The sequence below is a fragment of the Photobacterium sanguinicancri genome, assembly GCF_002265265.1.
Taxonomy (GTDB): domain Bacteria; phylum Pseudomonadota; class Gammaproteobacteria; order Enterobacterales; family Vibrionaceae; genus Photobacterium; species Photobacterium sanguinicancri.
Genome location: NZ_NOIF01000350.1, coordinates 1 through 1,606 on the forward strand (window position 1 = coordinate 1; position 1,606 = coordinate 1,606).

The 1,606-nt window shown below is 37.4% G+C and carries 3 protein-coding genes; all 3 read left to right on the top strand.

The window, feature by feature from the left end:
• Window positions 1–78: 78 nt before the first annotated feature.
• The 3 genes from ASV53_RS23940 to cpaB are packed head-to-tail and all read left to right on the top strand — an operon-like array spanning window position 79 to window position 1,545.
• The gene (locus ASV53_RS23940; RefSeq protein ID WP_094958979.1) at window positions 79–291 is read left to right on the top strand and encodes a Flp family type IVb pilin; all 213 of its coding nucleotides are present in this window, start codon (window positions 79–81) and stop codon (window positions 289–291) included.
• A complete protein-coding gene (locus tag ASV53_RS23945) occupies window positions 269–754 on the top strand; it encodes an A24 family peptidase (protein ID WP_141226318.1) in 486 nt (161 codons plus the stop codon). The genes ASV53_RS23940 and ASV53_RS23945 overlap by 23 nt, the downstream gene beginning before the upstream one ends.
• A complete protein-coding gene (gene cpaB, locus ASV53_RS23950) occupies window positions 751–1,545 on the top strand; it encodes a Flp pilus assembly protein CpaB (RefSeq protein WP_094958981.1) in 795 nt (264 codons plus the stop codon). The genes ASV53_RS23945 and cpaB overlap by 4 nt, the downstream gene beginning before the upstream one ends.
• Window positions 1,546–1,606 lie beyond the last annotated feature (61 nt).

Below are 1,606 nucleotides of genomic sequence, written 5' to 3' on the forward strand. Positions count from 1 at the left end.
CAAAAGGTGCTGTTTTCGAACTAATAAATAAAGCAACAGTATTTAATTAAATATTAACATTTTAAAGTGAGTCTTATTATGAAAAACCTTTTATCTCAATTTTGGAACAATGAAGACGGTGTCACGGCAATTGAGTATGCACTAATTGGAGTCGCTATGGCTGGGGTTTTATCTTTTGTTCTTACTTCTACCGCAGGTGGCAGTGGTACTAGTTTCTTAGACCGAATTAAGCAAGCTTTTGCTACAATTTCAACTAAAATGAACACGATTGGCTCTCAATCACACTCATAGAATGAATTTATTACTCTTAAGTATATTGGCCGCAGTTGCGGTCAATATTATTATCTCTGATATTAAACAACGTAAAATTAGTAATAACTGGGTGTTGTTAAATTTTGCAGTTTGTTTATCTCTAGCTTTGCTATTGGATGTATTTCCGATGTGGCAAGGCATGCTTGTATCTTTAGTTACATTTGTTATCGGTTTGGGTCTATTTAGATTTAAAATATTTGGTGCAGGCGACATTAAACTATTAATGGGCTACTCCCTTTGTTTTAACTTCCCCCTGGCGTTAACAAATTTAATTGAGTTTTTGCTTGTTGGTGGTGTAGTGGTTGGTGTTCAGCTTGGTTGGGCCTATGTTACCGCAGGTTTTGGTGAGCTGAAGCAGCGCGGTGTTCCCTATGGAATTGCTATCTCGTTGGTAAGTGTATTTAACATTGGTTGCTTAGTATTTGAAAAGGCTGGAATATGAAACAACGAATAACATACTTATTTGCTTTGTTAGCATTAGGTGTGGGTTTATACGGAGTATTTACAGAGCTGTTTAAACCTGAAGCCCCTGTTGTTGTACAGCAACAAGGCCCAATTATAAAAAAAGTAAAAGTATGGCTGGCAACAGCTAATATTCAGAAAGGCCAAAATTTTAATACTGGTTTACTTAGCTCAGAGCAGCGTCTTGAAGAAGAGGCTGATTTTGCGTTATTAGACCTGCCATATAATCAAGGTGCGGTATTTCGTCATAATGTAAAATCAGGCGAAATGCTAACGCAAGAAGATTTGATTACACCTGATCAACCTGATTATATCGATACTATTATAAGCGCGGGTATGACGCCATTTCCTCTAGCCGTAGAGCAGCGACACATTATTGCCGCAGGTGTTCAGGCTGGCGATTATATCGATATTTTGGCATTAACATCACTTCAGCAAAATATGTCTTCAAGTGATCGAGTTGAATCCCCTCGTGCTGCCAATATTGATGTTAAGCCCTTACTAAATCGGGTACGTGTTCTAGCGGTTCAAGGTAAAACATACGACGATCAAGATTTAGTGAATTACGGCACTGATGAAGCTAGTACCTTCGTGACTCTGGTATTAGAAATCCCTCACCGCTTTATTAGTAAAATGACACTGGCTCGTCGTTTATCTGCATTAGAAATATATAAATCAAAAACAAATTCACGTATCCCTAATGCGCAAACAAAAGATATCTTACCTGGTTACCAAGGGATAGTGGAAATGAGAGGATCTCGTCGTGGTTAGTACAATTTATTGTAATAAAAAAAGCATTACGGCTATTCGTTCATTATCAAAAATATTAATC

Excerpts from the sequence above, each read along its gene's own strand:
- ASV53_RS23940 (WP_094958979.1), top strand. The coding sequence starts at position 79 with ATGAAAAACCTTTTATCTCAATTTTGGAACAATGAAGACGGTGTCACG.
- cpaB (WP_094958981.1), top strand. The coding sequence starts at position 751 with ATGAAACAACGAATAACATACTTATTTGCTTTGTTAGCATTAGGTGTG.